This window comes from Paenibacillus donghaensis (genome assembly GCF_002192415.1).
GTDB lineage: Bacteria > Bacillota > Bacilli > Paenibacillales > Paenibacillaceae > Paenibacillus_AQ > Paenibacillus_AQ donghaensis.
The window spans coordinates 5,618,406-5,634,330 of record NZ_CP021780.1 but is presented as its reverse complement, the minus strand read 5'-3'; the positions used below and the strand labels follow the sequence as shown (position 1 = coordinate 5,634,330).

Genomic DNA, 15,925 nt, shown 5'->3' with positions numbered 1-15,925 from the left:
CAAGTAACAAGGAGGAGACAGCATATGCATTTTAATCCCAAGCAATTTCTGCGCAATATTCCACTGCACTTCATGATATTGCCGGGCCTCGTACTAATCATTATTTTCAGTTATATCCCAATGGCAGGACTTGTTATCGCCTTTCAGGATTTCTCCCCCATTTCCGGTTTTAGAGAGATTACCTGGAATGGCTTGGACAACTTTTGTTATTTATTTGAGCTTCCTGGGTTTAGACAGGTTGTATGGAACACCATATTTATCTCAATCATGAAGATTGCTGCCGGATTGACTGTGCCGGTTATCGCTGCATTGCTGCTCAATGAGGTTCGTATCAATGGCTTCAAGCGCTCCATCCAAACGATAATCTACATGCCGCATTTTTTCTCATGGGTTATTCTCGGTGGTATTGTCGTGGATGTCCTGTCACCGAGCAGCGGCATCGTCAATATGGTCCTGAAATCACTGGGCATGCAGCCCATTCAATTTCTGGCTGATAATAACTGGTTTCCTTACATTCTGGTGATTACGGATCAATGGAAGGAATTCGGGTTCGGCACGATTATATATTTGGCCGCCTTGACTAGTATTGACCAGTCCCTGTATGAAGCATCGATTATAGATGGTGCAGGCAGATGGAAGCAGACCTGGCACATTACTCTGCCGGGAATACGCCCGATTATGATCCTGATGCTCACCCTTAGTCTTGGCAATGTGCTGAATGGCGGCTTTGATCAGGTGTTCAACCTGTATAATCCCCTGGTGTATGAATCCGGCGATATTCTGGATACGATGATTTACCGGATCGGTCTGCAGGAGGCGCAATATTCGGTATCCACTGCGCTTGGACTGATTAAATCCGTTGTTTCTTTTGCCTTTATAGGGTTTGGTTATTATCTTGCGTATCGTTTTGCCAAATATCGGATTTTCTAAAGAAAGAGGTGGGCTGAATGCACCATACTTCACACGCATATCGTTGGTTTCTCCGGTGCAATTATGTGATTCTGACTGTGATCGCTATACTTTGTCTTTTTCCTATAGTCAATATCCTGGCGATTTCGTTCAGCTCAAGCGCTGCGGTAAACGCCGGGAGCGTAACCCTGTGGCCGGTTGATTTCACGCTGTCCTCCTATCGGTATATGCTTCAGAACCATCAGTTTATTCAATCCTTCGTAACCAGTCTGCTGCGGGTGGTGCTGGGTGTATCCGTCAATCTGCTGCTTACGATTCTGGTAGCTTATCCTCTATCCAAAGAAGCGGCAACCTTCCGTTCCCGGACGGCCTATGCCTGGATTTTTGTGTTTACGATGCTGTTCAGCGGCGGCTTGATTCCCGGCTATTTAATTGTAAAAGAAATGGGCCTGCTCGATAGTGTGTGGGCGCTTGTGATCCCCGGTGCGGTTCCAATCTTTAATGTGCTGCTCATGCTTAACTTCTTCAGGGGTTTGCCTAAGGAACTGGAGGAAGCGGCATGGATGGATGGAGCCGGTCATCTGCGCACCTTATGGAGCGTATATCTGCCGGTTTCCTTGCCGAGTATTGCAACGGTCACCCTCTTCTCGCTGGTGGGTCACTGGAATGCCTGGTTTGATGGCATGATCTATATGAGGAGTCCTGAACATTATCCGCTGGCAACCTATTTGCAATCCATTCTGCAACAGGTATCGCTGCAGACGGAGAATGTCACCTTTGAGCAGGCGGCAATGTTAAATAAGGTTTCTGACCGAACCACGCAGGCGGCGCAGATCTTTTTATCCATTGTGCCGATTCTGGCCATTTATCCGTTCCTGCAGAGGTATTTTGTCCATGGTCTGGTCGTTGGGAGTGTGAAGGGATAGAATCAATAAGGATGAAACGATTACTATCACGGTGGAATCCCAACTCTATTGTGGTGAAGCTGATCGGCGCTTTTCTGCTGGTCATGCTGCCGTTGTCCGCGCTCAGCATATCGATTACCTACTACAGCTCCAACCGGATGCAGGCCGAAGTGGAGAGAGCCAATGAATCTAAACTGCACTTCTACTACAGTCATCTGGGATTTGAACTGCAACGAATGACCGGAATGGTAACGGAATACTCCCTGGATGAAGTGCTGTCAGCCTTCAGCACCCGCATTCCGATTATGAGCCGTTATGAAGTGGACCTCAGCCTGAATAATATTTATACCAAGCTTAAGCAAATCAAGGAAACCAGTCCTTATATCAGTGACGTTGTCTATTATGTTCCACAGATCAACAAGCGGGTCAGTACCAGTAGTGGCATCAGGGATGTGACAAGCGACGAATGGCAAAACTTGCTGAACACCATGGGGAATCTGAACGGCGCCTTATCCAAATACAAGAATGAATTATACCTGCTGCGCAGCAATCCGTATAATCTGGACAGTAATGTTCCGCCTAACTTCCTGCTTGGTTTGAAGCTCTCTTCGGCCGAACTGGAGTCACGGCTGAAAGAATTTGCTGTTTCTGGTGGGAGTGACATCACGCTGGCCTTTGGCGATGGCAATGGGTATGTTCTGTCCTCTTCCGAGAAGACACCAGAATGGCTCCCGAAGGAGAAGCCTCATCCGGTTGAGGAAGCAGTAAGCATCCAGCGGGACAGAGATCAGGACTCCATTTATTACTCTCTTTATGATCACAGCAACAATTTCAGATTGACCGCAAGCATTCCCAATGCTGTATTAATGAAACCGATTCGTATATACTCTCTGCTGCTGCGTCTGTTGACTGTTGTCTCCATAGGGATTGTGGCTCTGTTTTCTTTCTGGACTTACAGGACGATTCACCGACCGATGTCTATCTTGATCAGGGGATTCAGAAAAGCGGAGCAGGGACAGACGGGGATATCCATCACCCATTCCAGGAGGGATGAATTCGGATATCTGTATTCCAGGTTCAACGAGATGCTCAAGCATTTGCATACTTTGATTGAAGAGAATTATGTGCAGCGAATCCGTACAGGCGAAGCAGAGCTTAAGCATCTACAATCGCAGATCACCCCGCATTTTCTCTATAATAGTCTGTTCAGCATTAAGCAGATGGCTGAAGTGGAGAATGTGGAGCTGATTAAGGAATTCTCCGATTATTTGGGACAATATTTCCGCTACATGACCCGTGATTCTGCCCGGGAAGTCACCCTGCAGCAGGAGGTAGAGCATGCGATGGTATATCTGGCCATTCAGCAGATTCGCTTCGGACCCAGAATCCATGCCGAGGTCGAGGAACTGGAGCCGGAATGGCGCGCGATTCAGCTTCCCAGGGTTCTGCTGCAGCCGATGATTGAGAATGTGTTCGAGCATGGACTTAAGCAGAAGAGCAGCAATGGATTGCTGCAAATAAGCTATGAACTAACGGAACAGATGCTGTCCATCAAGATTGAGGATAATGGGGATACAATGGATGAGGATAAGCTGAACCTGTTGAAGCGGCAACTTGCCGTACAGGAGTGGAACCAGGGAGAAATCACGGGTCTACTGAACGTGAATCAGCGGATTCGGATCAAGTTCGGTTCCCGTTATGGATTGGTAGTGGAGAGGAGCCCGCTTGGCGGACTTTGTGTAAGGGTGAATATTCCAGTGAGAGGGGCAGGGCACAAGTGCAGCGAATGATGATTGTGGATGATGAACCTGTCATTCTGGACGGGCTGTATGAATTTTTCTCCAAGGCGGATTTCGCAGATTTGGAGATTCTTAAGGTTTATTCTGCAGCTGATGCCATCGACTGGCTGAATACCGTCAAGATTGATATTGTACTCAGCGACATCTGTATGCCGGGAATAGATGGCATGCAGCTAATTCAGGAAATTGTTGACCGGTGGCCGCGCTGCAAGGTGATTCTGCTGACAGGACATGATGAATTCAACTATGCACACCAGGCGATCCGCAACCCCTGTGTAGTGGATTATTTGCTGAAGACGGAAGGCATGGAGAGAATTCGCACTTCCGTATCCCAGACGCTGGAGAAGATTTCTTCCGAAGAGAACTTTAATTACCAAGCCAAGTGGTTCCGTGACAAGCTTCCCCGTGCTCTGCCCCAATTGCAGCAGCAGCTGATGCTTGATGTTCAGAAACGTACCGAACGGATGGATTGGCTGGGCCTTCAGGATGAGTTCGACGCCATTCAGCTCCCCCTGAGGGCGGCAAGTCTGGTGCTGCCAATGATTCTGCGAATTGAAAACTGGCGAAATTATGAAACCGCTTCAGATCGTAGCCTGATACGTTATGCTGTAGCCAATATTGCTGAGGAATTTCTCGGTGACAAGGCCGAAGTGAAGGCTATTGATCTAGATCCGGGGACGATTGCCTGTTTTGTGCAGCCCAAGAATGATACTGTGCGGTCAGAGAGAGAGGACGAGCTCTGGGTCAAAACACTCCGTTTTGTGCACGGAACCCTGGAATCTGTGCAGCAGGCCTGTGGCAAATGTCTGCAGATGTCGGTGTCCATGATCGTCAGTGAGCAGGCGGTAGCCTGGCAGGAGCTGAATTATACGATGAACCGCCTGCGGCTGGCTATTTATGGCAGCCCTGGACTGGGCATGGAGAAGCTGCTGCGGGTTAATGTAAGTGAAGCCGGACCGAGTTCCGGTCCGGTGCAGAATCCATTGGGCGCCGCAGATTTGCTGCTGGACTATCTGAAGCAGCGGTTGTTGGAACGGGATGCCGACTGGAGCTGCAGCTTTCGGAAATGGATCGATTTAAGCGGAGAGGACGGTCCGGCAGACTCTTTTGTAAGATTAAGATTGCTGTCAGGGCTGAGCGGTACGCTGCTGCAAACCTTGCAGGAGCTGGGACTGATGGAGGAAGCACATCGTACCATGGATTTGTCACGTATGCTGTATCTGAACGTTCATACCCATTGGTCAGAGATTATAGCCTTTTATCACGCATTTTTTGAATGGATATTCTCCAAACGGAGCGACACGTATAAACATGACGAATCCCATATCCTGTCTATGATTCACCAGTACATTAAATCGCATCTGGCCAATGACTTATCGTTGACCCGGATTGCCCGGGAGGTCTCCCTTAACCCGTCCTATTTGTCGCGCTGGTATAAAAAAACAACGGGCAAAGGGATTTCTGATTATATTCTGGAAAAAAAGATGGAGCGAAGCAAGGAGCTTCTCTTGGGAACCGCTTTGAAAATGCACGAAATTTCCAATCAGCTCGGCTTCACCGATCAGCACTATTTTTTTCGTTTTTTCAAAAAAACCGCAGGCTGCACACCGCAGGAATTCCGGGAGCAGCCTGATATGATCCGTATTAAACAACAGGTGGAGATGATATTCACGCGGTAGGTTCTGGCAGTTATGATTCTATCTCCTGTCTCCATATACTGTCTGGTATGACTTGAGACTAAGTATATATTTTTCGCGGGGGCCTGGTAAATAGTGCAACGTTCGAATAGGTGTGAAAAGGTTAGATTTAAGTAGAAACGGATGCATGAAAATAACCCGAAAGAGGGTCACCTTCCGCAACATAAGCAGGACTGCTTACATCGGAGAACAGTGCATCTCTTTCGGGTTATGAGTGTACCGCAGACAGCTTATTTGCCCAGCTGTTTGTCAACTTCCTTAACCGGATTCTCGCCTTCGTTCTGTACCTCTGTTTTGCTGCTGAGCATCCAGCCGCAGGCAGCGATCAGAACCAGAACAATGTAGAAGGTCAGCTTCCACCAGGTGCTGTGGGCGAAATCCTCGGACAGAACACCCAGTGAAGGGTGAGCCAATGTAATAACAGCCAGCTTGACACCGACCCAGCCTACGATGAAGAAGGCAGCTACTTCAAGACCTGGACGGGTATGAAGCAGCTTGACGAAGAAGGAAGCGGCGAAACGCATGATGACCAAACCAATGAATCCGCCAGTAAAGATTACGATGAACTGTCCGCCATCCAAACCACCGATGTGTCCGATTCCGCTTGGAGGAAGAGCCACGGCCAGCGCCACTGCAGCCAGAATGGAGTCTACAGCAAAAGCGATATCTGCAATTTCAACCTTAAGTACGGTAAACCAGAAGCTTGCTTTCTTTTTGTTGACTGCTCCAGCCGTGCCGCTCTCGTTAGCTTCTTCAGTGACATTCTTCCTGAAGAAGAACTTGCGCAAGATATGGTTAAGGGCAATGAACAACAGATACAGCGCGCCGATAGCTTGTACTTGCCAGATATCAACCAGATAGGAGATGATGAACAAGGAACCGAAACGGAACACGAAGGCACCCGCCAAACCATAGAACAATGCCTTTTTCCGTTCCTCATCGGGTAAATGCTTGACCATGATAGCCAGCACCAGTGCGTTATCTGCAGCGAGAAGTCCCTCTAGTGCTACAAGCACCAATAATACCCAGCCATACTCTAATACTAATCCCCAATCCATTCCTTTTTCCTCCGTTTCGAATATGAATCTCACACAATAAATGTCTTCCTTACACAATCATAACCAGATTTATATAAAAAAGACCTTTACCAAAAAGATTAGCCTTTGGAATAAAGGTCTAACCCATTTGGTAAAGGTCTCGCTAACAATGATATATTGCCAATAAAACCGGAGAATATCCTCATATTCTCGTATTGACGATTTTATTTAACAGCTACTCCCCTTTACGGGATGTATGAAATTGTAGGGTTCTGATTACTAAGTAGATCATATACGACTTGAGAGTCATTGTCAAACTGCTTATGCAAACAGGATCGTGGAAACGGAAACATGATAACTAAAGGTTAGGAAACATAACATACGATATGGCGAAACTGCAAACATAAGGAAATACAAGCCTTTTTAAGGGGATTATTAATTGACGGTACCTGCTAATGAAAATATGATGAGACTAATTCAAGCAGGTCAAGCAACTATTGTGTAACTAATCCTAACATGAACTCAGGAGGTGGGAAGAATGAAGCCGCAGCCGTCGTCGTGTCTATCTATGGAAGTAGAGGAAGAGATCAGCCGCCACCCCTGCTACAGCGAGGAAGCGCACCGGTTTTTTGCCCGAATGCATATTCCGGTTGCTCCCGCCTGCAACATCCAGTGCAACTACTGTAACCGCAAATTCGACTGTGTGAACGAGAGCAGGCCGGGTGTGGTCAGTGAGGTGCTTACGCCACAGCAAGCAGAGCGCAAGGTAAAAGGGGTAGCAGGGCAGCTGATGCAACTGTCAGTAGTAGGGATTGCCGGACCCGGTGATCCGCTGGCCAACCCGGAGCGGACATTTGATACGTTCGCCAGGGTGAAGGAGCATGTGCCGGATGTAGCTTTATGTTTAAGCACCAACGGGTTAACGCTTTACCGCCATATTGATCAAATCGTGGAACTGGGTATCCGCCATGTCACGATTACGATCAATGCCATTGATGCTGAGGTAGGCCAGCAGATTTATCCATGGGTGTTTGACGAAGGGGTGCGTTACGAAGGAACAGCTGCAGCGGAGCTGCTGATCAGCCGCCAACTGCTGGGTCTGGAGCTGCTGGCCTCGAAGGGAATTCTGGTCAAAGTGAATTCGGTTATGATTCCGGGGGTCAACGATCAGCATCTTCCGGAAGTGTCCCGCAGAGTCAAAGAGCTGGGAGCTACACTGCATAATGTAACACCGCTTATTATCGCCCCGGGCAGCCAGTATGAGAAGGACGGCCGCAAAGCGCCCCGTCCCAAGGAACTGAACCATCTGCAGGAGATTCTCGGACGTGACGGAATGAAGGTCATGCGCCACTGCCGGCAATGCCGGGCCGATGCCATCGGGCTGCTGGGCCAGGACCGCAATCAGGATTTCGGTCTGGATAGTATGGAAGAAGATCCGACGGTGAATGGGAGAGCCAGAGCGCTGTTCCAGGTAGAGCTGGATGCGAAGATAGCACAGCGGATCAAAGCCAAGCAGGCAAGGCAGGGTCTGCGGAGTGGAGGTCAGACCACCAGGATAGCCGTTGCTACCCGGGGGGGCGACAAGGTCAACCAGCATTTTGGCCATGCCACAGAATTTATGATCTATGATACCGACGGAGCGGATGTGTTGCTTCTGGGTGTCCGCAAGATACAGGCTTATTGCCACGGCAAGGCCGACTGCAACGGAGACAAGAACGCCACCCTCCAGGAGATCATTTCCATATTAAAGGATTGTCGTATTCTTCTCTGCTCCGGGATCGGGGATGCCCCCCGCGCCACTCTGAACAAAATCGGTGTATTGCCGCTCGTCCGCAAAGGTGACATACAGGAAGCCATTCTCGAAAGTGTGAAGTACAGCTCTTATTTTGAAAATATAAACATATCGAAGGGATGATGAACAATGAGACAAATAGCTTTCTATGGTAAAGGCGGTATCGGCAAATCAACGACTTCCCAGAATACTCTGGCCCAACTGGCTACCAAATTCGGACAGAAGACGATGATCGTAGGTTGTGACCCGAAGGCAGACTCCACCCGGCTAATTCTGAACACCAAAGCTCAGAACTCCGTACTGCAGCTGGCTGCAGAAAGAGGCACGGTAGAGGATCTGGAGCTTGAAGATGTAGTGCAGCTGGGATACGGCGATATTCTGAATGTAGAATGCGGCGGACCTGAACCAGGTGTAGGCTGTGCGGGCCGCGGGATCATTACCGCGATTAACTTCCTGGAACAGCAGGGTGCCTATGAAGGACTAGATTTCGTGTCCTACGATGTACTCGGTGACGTAGTGTGCGGCGGGTTCGCCATGCCGATCCGCGAGAACAAAGCACAAGAGATCTACATTGTCTGTTCCGGTGAGATGATGGCGATGTATGCAGCCAACAACATTGCCCGCGGGATTCTGAAGTATGCCAACAGCGGCGGTGTAAGATTGGGCGGACTGATCTGCAACAGCCGGAACACAGACCGTGAGGATGAGCTGATTATGGAGCTGGCCCGCCGCCTGAATACGCAGATGATTCATTTTGTACCGCGTGACAATGTGGTTCAGCATGCCGAGCTGCGTAGAATGACCGTTGCTCAATACAACCCGGGTCACCAACAGGCCAGAGAATACGAGATTCTGGCTGAGAAGATCCTCAACAACAAAATGATGACCATCCCTACCCCAATCACCATGGAAGAGCTGGAAGACCTGCTGATGGAATTCGGTGTTATCGAAGATGAGGAAACGGCTCTTAAGAAGCTGCAGGCTTCCGGCCAATAATCAGAACTGGTTTGGTCAGGCGGGCAAGAGTGGAGAGACGGGCGGCTCGCCGGATCAGTTCAGTTAACAAGGAGGGTTCATTATGGGATTGGATATTGAAGCCAACAAAAAGATGATAGAAGAGATTCTGGAGGCCTACCCGGAGAAAGCGCGGAAGGACCGCCAAAAACATTTTGAAATCAATAATGAAGAGCTGATCAATTGCGGCAAATGTGCGATTAAGTCCAATATGAAATCCCGTCCCGGCGTCATGACCCAAAGGGGCTGTGCGTATGCCGGCTCCAAGGGTGTGGTGTGGGGTCCTATCAAAGATATGGTGCATATCAGCCATGGCCCGGTAGGCTGCGGCCAGTACAGCTGGGGCACCCGGCGCAACTATGCCAATGGGCAGCTCGGCATCGACAACTTCACCGCCATGCAGGTAACGAGTGATTTTCAGGAAACGGACATTGTGTTCGGTGGCGACAAGAAGCTGGAAGTCATCTGCCGTGAGATCAAGGAAATGTTCCCGCTCGCCAAAGGGATCTCGATTCAATCCGAATGTCCAGTTGGGCTGATCGGTGATGATATTGAAGCAGTCTCCAAGAAAATGGCTATCGAGCTGGGGATTCCCATTATACCTGTACGCTGTGAAGGCTTCCGCGGGGTCAGCCAATCGCTGGGTCATCATATTGCCAACGATGCGATCCGGGACTTCCTGATGGGCAAACGTGAGCTTGCCGAGACCGGTCCTTACGATATCAATATTATCGGTGACTATAACATTGGCGGCGATGCCTGGGCTTCGCGGATTCTGCTGGAAGAAATGGGCCTGCGCGTCATTGCCCAGTGGTCCGGGGATGGTTCGATCAACGAGCTGGCGATTGCTCACAAGGCCAAGCTGAATCTGATTCACTGTCACCGTTCGATGAACTATATGGTAACTACCATGGAGAAGGAATATGGAATTCCTTGGCTGGAGTATAACTTCTTTGGCCCTACCAAAACTGCCGAAAGTCTGCGGGCCATTGCAGCCTTGTTCGACGATCACATCAAACAGAAATGCGAAGAGGTCATCACCAAATATACACCGCAAATGGATGCGATTATTGCCAAGTTCAAGCCGCGTCTGGAGGGCAAGAAGGTCATGCTGCTGATCGGCGGACTGCGTGCGCGCCATACGCTCGGAGCCTATGAGGATCTGGGCATGGAAGTGGTGGCTACCGGCTATGAGTTCGCCCACAAGGATGATTATGAGAAGACCTATCCCGAGCTGCCTGAAGGCACCATCATCTATGATGACCCGACCGCTTATGAGCTGGAGGAGCTGGCCCAGCGGCTGGATGTGGATATGATGGGCTCCGGCGTCAAGGAGAAATATGTCTATCACAAAATGGGTATCCCGTTCCGCCAGATGCACTCATGGGATTACAGCGGCCCGTATCATGGCTACGACGGTTTCAAGATCTTTGCGAGAGATATGGATATGACGATTAACAGTCCGGTATGGGGTTTGCTGAAGCCGGGCAAAGCTGGGACAGTTCGTAAAGAGGAGGCAGGCGTATGAAAGACCATCTGAACATTCCTGACCATAACAAGCTGTTTCAGACCGAACCTTATGTGAAGCAGCGTGAAGGCAAAAAGGCCTTCGAAGCGCCTTGCAGCGAGCAGGAAACGGCCGAAGCCCTTGCCTATTCCAAAACCTCGGAATACAAGGATAAGAACTTTGCCCGGAAGTCGCTCGTAGTCAATCCGCATAAAGCCTGCCAGCCGCTGGGAGCGCTGATGGCTTCGCTGGGCTTCGAGAAGACGTTGCCGTTCATTCACGGCTCGCAAGGCTGCACGGCTTACTTCCGCAGCCATTTAAGCCGCCATTTCAAGGAGCCGGCTCCGGCTGTCTCCTCCTCCATGACCGAAGACGGTGCTGTGTTCGGAGGTATGAGCAACCTGATCGACGGTCTGGAGAACAGCGTGGCGCTGTATAAGCCGGAAATGGTCGCAGTCTCAACCACCTGTATGGCTGAGGTCATCGGGGATGACCTTCAGGCCTTCATCTCCAATGCCCGCCAGAAGGGGGCTATTACGGAAGAGCTTCCAGTGCCTTATGCCAATACGCCAAGCTTCGCAGGCTCGCATATCACAGGTTATGACTCCATGCTGAAGTCCATTATCAGCACGCTCTACAAGCGTTCGGGCATTGAGGCGACTCCAGGCAGCGGTGAAGGTACAGGCGAGAAGCTGAATGTCATTCTCGGTTTTGAGCCTTATACCGGAAACTTTGCCGAGATGCGCAAAATTCTGGCCGCTTTTGATACAAAGTATACGTTCCTAGGTGATCACAGCGGGAACTTCGATTCCCCGGCTACGGGTGAATACTCCTATTATTACGGGGGAACCAAGCTTGAAGATGTGCCCAAGGCGGCCAATGCGCTGGGTACGCTCTCGCTGCAGAAGTATTCGGTCAAGAAAACACTCGAATACATCGAAGGCACCTGGAAACAGCAGACCGTCTCCATGTCGGCTCCCATTGGCATCACGGCAACCGACCGTCTGGTTGATGCCATCAGTGAGCTGACCGGACTGCCGATCCCTGCCGAGCTTATCGATGAACGGGGCCGTGTAGTGGATGCCCTGACAGACAGCCATCCTTATCTGCATGGCAAACGGACAGCGCTGGTTGGTGATCCCGATCTGCTGATTGGTCTGATCCAGTTCTGTCTGGAAACCGGAATGGAGCCGGTGCACATCGTCTGCTCGAACGGCGACAACGGCTTTAAGGGAGAAGCGGAAGCCCTGCTTGCGGCCAGTCCTTACGGGGCAGAAGCAACGGTGCACATCGGCAATGACCTGTGGCATATGCGTTCGCTGCTGATTGACAATCCGGTCGATCTTTCCTTCGGCAGCTCCCACCTCAAATACGCCGCCAAAGATGCCGGAGTGCCGCTGATCCGTGTCGGCTTTCCGGTCTTTGACCGCCATCATCTGCACCGGTATCCGGTTATCGGTTATCAAGGAACACTGAACCTGCTGACTACAGTAGTGAATACGATCCTGCAGAATTTGGATGATGACTCCTCCGGCTTCAATCACGATTTGGTCCGTTAAGGTCTGGCAAGCACTCAGTACAGCGAAGGAGGAAGAGGCCGATGGAGCCGATTCGAAAAGATGAGTTCGATTCGCAAGCTTGCGGGAGTCTGACTCCCAAAACAAAGCCCTGTCCGCGTCCCAAGCCGGGCGAAGCAGCTGGAGGCTGCTCCTTCGACGGTGCCCAGATTACGCTGCTTCCCATCATGGATGCGGCACATCTGGTTCACGGGCCGATTGCCTGCGCCGGGAACAGCTGGGAAAGCAGAGGGACGCTCACCAGCGGCCCCTCGCTCTCTCAATACGGGTTCGCTACAGATCTGAATAATACGGATATTATTTTTGGTGGAGAGAAGAAATTAAAAGAGAGCATTGACTATATTGCCGGGCGCTTTGCGCCTCCGGCAATATTTGTATATGCAACCTGTGTTACGGCGCTGATCGGCGAGGACATGGATGCGGTCTGCAAGGAGGCTTCTGGACGGCTCGGGCTGCCGGTCATACCGGTGAATGCGCCAGGTTTCGTTGGCAGCAAGAATCTGGGCAACCGGCTTGCCGGAGATGCCCTGCTGCAATATGTAATTGGCACAGGCGAACCTGAGAAGGAGGTTCCGCTGGGAGTCAATCTGATCGGTGAGTACAATATCGCCGGGGAGATGTGGGATATCGAGAAGCTGATGAACAGTGCCGGGATCACTCTTATGTCACGAATCACCGGGGATGCCAGATACAAGGAAATTACCTGGGCGCACCGTGCCAAGGTCAATATGGTAGTATGCAGCCGCGCATTGCTCGGGCTGGCCAAGGAAATGGAGAAACGCTATCATATTCCCTTTTTTGAGGGCTCTTTCTATGGTGCGAAGGAGACGACCTATTCGCTGCGCCAGATGGCCTTCCTGATGAATGACCGCGAGATGGAGCGGCGGGTGGACCGGCTGACTGAACGCGAGGAAGCGCGGCTGATTCAGGATCTGCGTCCTTACCGCAAGCTGCTGAAAGGCAAGAAGGCGGTGCTCTATACAGGCGGAGTCAAGAGCTGGTCCATTATCTCAGCGCTCAAGGAGCTGGGGGTGCAGGTTGTTGGCGTAGGCACGAACAAAAGCACGGATGATGATGTGCGGCGCATAGCTGACAGAGTTGGAGACGATACCGAATACATTCCTGAAGGCGGAGCGAGCCGGATCATCAAGACGGTCAGGGACCGCAAGGCCGATATTATGATCGCCGGCGGACGGAATATGTATGTAGCGATGAAAGAGCAAATTCCTTTCATAGATATTAATCAGGAAAGACATAAAGCTTACGCCGGTTATGAAGGGCTGCTGCGGCTGGCCAAGGAGCTGACCTATTCGCTGACCAATCCCATCTGGAGGCTGGCATCAAGTCCGGCTCCCTGGGACAAGGAGGAGCCGCCTTATGACCGTTAACCGCCGAATCAAACCGGCTTCAGTCAATCCCCTGAAGATCGGGCAGTCACTTGGAGCTGTGCTTGCACTTCAGGGCTGTTACCGCGCAATGCCGATTGTACACGGCTCGCAGGGCTGCTCTGCATTCTCCAAGGCGCTCTTGACCCGGCATTTCCGTGAGCCGATTGCCGTGCAGACCTCGGCACTTCAGGAGATGGATGTGATCTTTGACGCCAACCGCAACCTGGAAGAAGCGCTGAATCTGGTGCTGAGCAAACATCGTCCTGATATTATCGGCATTATCGGCACAGAGCTGACCGACGTTGCCGGAGTAGACTATCAGAGCATGCTGAAATCCTACAAGCGGGAACGCAATATGCGAGGAGGCCTCGCTTTCTCTGTAACGCTGCCTGATTTCCGGGGTTCGCTTGAATCAGGATTCAGCGTTACCGTTGAGGCGATGATTGACGAGATGATCCAGCAGGTAGGCCACAAGGGCATACGCAATGTGAATACGCGCCAGATTACCCTGCTGCCCGGTTCCTTCCTAACCCCGGGCGATGTGATGGAGCTTAAGGAGATGATCTCCTCCTTCGGCTTCGAGGTGATTGCCCTTCCCGATATCTCGACTTCCTTGTCGGGGCATCTGCTGACCGGCTTCTCCCCCTTAACACGCGGAGGGGTGCCGCTTGATTCTATGCTGCAGAGCCTGCAGTCGGGTCTTACGATTGCCATCGGAGGCAGTATGGAACGCCCGGCCAGAAGGCTGCATAACGCGCTGGGTACCCCCTACAAAGTGTTTGAAGGGGCGATGGGGCTGAAGGCCTCGGATGATCTGCTGCATTTCCTGCACCAGATCAGCGGCGAGCCGGTGGCGCTGCGTTATTGCTGGCAGCGGGAGAATCTGCTCGACAGTATGCTGGATGCCCATTTCCAGTTTGCCGGAATGTCCGCTCTGGTTGCCCTGGAGCCGGATCACCTGCGCTCTGTATCGGGATGGCTGGAAGAGCTAGGAGTGGAGCAGAAAGCTTTGATTACTTCCTACGAGACACCCGTTGTTTCAAGCATGGAGCATGAGGTCTGGATCGGAGATTTGGATGATGCTGAATTCCTCGGCAGAGGTGCGGACCTGTGGATTGGCAATTCGCATGGCATGTCGGGGGCGAATAGAATTGAAGCGGCTTTTATGGCGGCAGGTTTCCCTGTCTGGAACGAGCTTGGAGCCTATATGTCCACCTCGGTCGGTTACCGGGGAGCGCTGGAATGGACGAACAAGGCAGGCAATCTGTTAATGCGAAGGGAGGCGGAGCGCCGTGAGAGTAGCGTTCGCCACAGATGACGGAATCCGGGTAAATGCCCATTTCGGGCAGAGTCCACTATTTGCAGTTTATAATGTCACCAAGAATGGCGGGGAACTGGTAGATCTGCGCAAGCTGTCGGATATCCTGGGCCAGGATGAGGCCGGGAAGATTGACAGCCGGCTGGAGGCGGTGGCTGATTGCACTCTGATTTTTGTAATGCAGATTGGGGCATCGGCAGCTGCCCGGGTTACACGCCGCAAGATTATGCCTGTCAAAGTACCTGTTGGCAGTCTGATCGACGAACAGGTTAAACGGACGGTGGAGATGCTGCAGGGCAAGCCGCCGATGTGGCTGGCGAAGGTGCTGCGCGCGGAAGAGGAGAATGAAAGGGGAGATACCGATGGAACCCATGGCTAATGCGGGTGAAGTGCTGCAAGGTGTTTATGTGGATGAAGCTGCGGCGCCGGGAAGTCGCAACTCGCCCCAGGAGCAAAGGCAGCCGGACCTGGACATGGAGGCTGCCTTCATCCGGCGGCTGTGCCAGCTGCTGGATGCGGACGATTATTTCGGACGAAATGCTGCGCTCCCTCCGTCTGCCAAGATAGCGAAGCTGTTCCTGGCATCGGCGGCAGACCAGCAGCAGTCGGATTTCAACTGTGCCGTTTCCCCCAAGGTACGCCAGCAGGTGCCTCTGCTGTTCCAGGCCATTGCGGGAGTGCTTGAAGAGCGAAGCGGTGCGCTGATCCAGAGCGCCGCCGAGATCAATGGAGAGGGTTTTGGACGGGCGCTGCTGTACAGCGGCCGTATTATTCTTGTATTGAAGAGTCTGCGGGCCGGATTTCCGTTTCCGTTCACCGAGGAGAGCAAGGCTGTCCGTTATGCGGTGGCTTGTGCGGAAGAAGGGCTGGCCTTTATGCAGAAATATAATGAAGCCACAGCGCTCTACGGATCATTCAGCCTGGAGGGCTAACAAGGCCATTTTGCCTCTTATCTCGCTGTCAGCCGTAGTTCGGCATGATT

Annotated in this window: 13 protein-coding genes; 12 read left to right on the top strand and 1 reads right to left on the bottom strand. The window is 51.5% G+C overall.

All coding sequences use genetic code 11. The features are described from left to right. The first annotated feature begins 24 nt into the window (after nucleotides 1-24). Genes B9T62_RS25560 through B9T62_RS25545 form a run of 4 tightly spaced genes read left to right on the top strand, consistent with a single transcriptional unit; the run spans nucleotide 25 to nucleotide 5,292 of the window. Nucleotides 25-930 (top strand): ABC transporter permease, encoded by a 906-nt coding sequence (locus B9T62_RS25560; protein ID WP_087917860.1) that lies wholly within the window; start codon nucleotides 25-27, stop codon nucleotides 928-930. A 17-nt stretch (nucleotides 931-947) separates the two neighbouring features. Next, nucleotides 948-1,835 carry a carbohydrate ABC transporter permease gene (locus tag B9T62_RS25555; protein ID WP_087917859.1) on the top strand — a complete coding sequence of 296 codons (888 nt, stop codon included), beginning with the start codon at nucleotides 948-950 and terminating at the stop codon, nucleotides 1,833-1,835. An 11-nt stretch (nucleotides 1,836-1,846) separates the two neighbouring features. Next, nucleotides 1,847-3,604: a sensor histidine kinase gene (locus B9T62_RS25550; protein WP_087917858.1), complete on the top strand. Its 1,758-nt coding sequence runs from the start codon at nucleotides 1,847-1,849 to the stop codon at nucleotides 3,602-3,604. After that, on the top strand, nucleotides 3,601-5,292 hold the full coding sequence (locus B9T62_RS25545; RefSeq protein ID WP_245864673.1) for a response regulator transcription factor: 1,692 nt from the start codon (nucleotides 3,601-3,603) through the stop codon (nucleotides 5,290-5,292). Before B9T62_RS25550 ends, B9T62_RS25545 begins: the two co-directional genes overlap by 4 nt. 248 nt (nucleotides 5,293-5,540) lie before the next feature. Here B9T62_RS25545 and B9T62_RS25540 read toward each other — a convergent pair whose 3' ends face one another. After that, nucleotides 5,541-6,368, bottom strand: coding sequence for a TerC family protein (locus B9T62_RS25540; RefSeq protein ID WP_087917856.1), 828 nt, complete (start codon nucleotides 6,366-6,368; stop codon nucleotides 5,541-5,543). Nucleotides 6,369-6,885: 517 nt separating this feature from the next. Between B9T62_RS25540 and nifB the strand changes: the two genes are divergently transcribed. The 8 genes from nifB to B9T62_RS25500 all read left to right on the top strand — a co-directional run bounded on the left by nifB (nucleotide 6,886) and on the right by B9T62_RS25500 (nucleotide 15,875). Continuing rightward, a complete protein-coding gene (nifB, locus tag B9T62_RS25535) occupies nucleotides 6,886-8,262 on the top strand; it encodes a nitrogenase cofactor biosynthesis protein NifB (protein ID WP_087917855.1) in 1,377 nt (458 codons plus the stop codon). A 6-nt stretch (nucleotides 8,263-8,268) separates the two neighbouring features. After that, nucleotides 8,269-9,135: a nitrogenase iron protein gene (gene nifH / locus B9T62_RS25530; protein WP_087917854.1), complete on the top strand. Its 867-nt coding sequence runs from the start codon at nucleotides 8,269-8,271 to the stop codon at nucleotides 9,133-9,135. An 82-nt stretch (nucleotides 9,136-9,217) separates the two neighbouring features. Next, nucleotides 9,218-10,681, top strand: coding sequence for a nitrogenase molybdenum-iron protein alpha chain (nifD, locus tag B9T62_RS25525; RefSeq protein ID WP_087917853.1), 1,464 nt, complete (start codon nucleotides 9,218-9,220; stop codon nucleotides 10,679-10,681). Next, on the top strand, nucleotides 10,678-12,219 hold the full coding sequence (gene nifK / locus B9T62_RS25520) for a nitrogenase molybdenum-iron protein subunit beta (protein WP_087917852.1): 1,542 nt from the start codon (nucleotides 10,678-10,680) through the stop codon (nucleotides 12,217-12,219). The genes nifD and nifK overlap by 4 nt, the downstream gene beginning before the upstream one ends. A 41-nt stretch (nucleotides 12,220-12,260) precedes the next feature. After that, entirely contained in the window at nucleotides 12,261-13,625 is a 1,365-nt protein-coding gene (gene nifE, locus B9T62_RS25515; protein WP_087917851.1) for a nitrogenase iron-molybdenum cofactor biosynthesis protein NifE, read from the top strand. Next, a complete protein-coding gene (nifN, locus tag B9T62_RS25510) occupies nucleotides 13,615-14,943 on the top strand; it encodes a nitrogenase iron-molybdenum cofactor biosynthesis protein NifN (RefSeq protein WP_087917850.1) in 1,329 nt (442 codons plus the stop codon). The genes nifE and nifN overlap by 11 nt, the downstream gene beginning before the upstream one ends. Next, nucleotides 14,918-15,322 carry a nitrogen fixation protein NifX gene (gene nifX, locus B9T62_RS25505; protein ID WP_087917849.1) on the top strand — a complete coding sequence of 135 codons (405 nt, stop codon included), beginning with the start codon at nucleotides 14,918-14,920 and terminating at the stop codon, nucleotides 15,320-15,322. Before nifN ends, nifX begins: the two co-directional genes overlap by 26 nt. Beyond that, nucleotides 15,306-15,875 carry a DUF269 domain-containing protein gene (locus tag B9T62_RS25500; protein ID WP_157794009.1) on the top strand — a complete coding sequence of 190 codons (570 nt, stop codon included), beginning with the start codon at nucleotides 15,306-15,308 and terminating at the stop codon, nucleotides 15,873-15,875. Before nifX ends, B9T62_RS25500 begins: the two co-directional genes overlap by 17 nt. The last annotated feature ends 50 nt before the right edge of the window (nucleotides 15,876-15,925 follow it).